General features: G+C 75.8%; 1 pseudogene. It reads left to right on the top strand.

Annotation, left to right across the window (positions count from 1 at the left end):
* Nucleotides 1-176: 176 nt before the first annotated feature.
* A pseudogene (locus tag JHD80_RS28955) lies at nucleotides 177-302 on the top strand (FAD-dependent oxidoreductase); the annotation flags it as partial.

Raw genomic sequence — 302 nt, 5'->3', positions numbered from 1 at the left:
CCCCCCCCCCCCCCCCCCCCCCCCCCCCCCCCCCCCCCCCCCCCCCCCCCCCCCCCCCCCCCCCCCCCCCCCCCCCCCCCCCCCCCCCCCCCCCCCCCCCCCCTTTTCAAGCAGACGACGGCATACGCGATCGCGCCTAGAGTCTCGTGGGCTCGGAGATGTGTATAAGAGACAGCTTCATGGTCGGTGCGACGATGATCGAGAGCGGAGAGCGCCGTCGCATCTCCGCCCGCGCCATGCTCGAACTGCTCGGCGCGGCCTATGCCCTGCATCCGGCCTTCGCCGAGGCTGAGGTGGTCGAG

Origin of the sequence: Allobosea sp. ASV33 (genome assembly GCF_016428755.1) — a bacterium.
Classification (GTDB): domain Bacteria; phylum Pseudomonadota; class Alphaproteobacteria; order Rhizobiales; family Beijerinckiaceae; genus Allobosea.
This window is presented reverse-complemented; position numbering and strand designations above follow the sequence as displayed.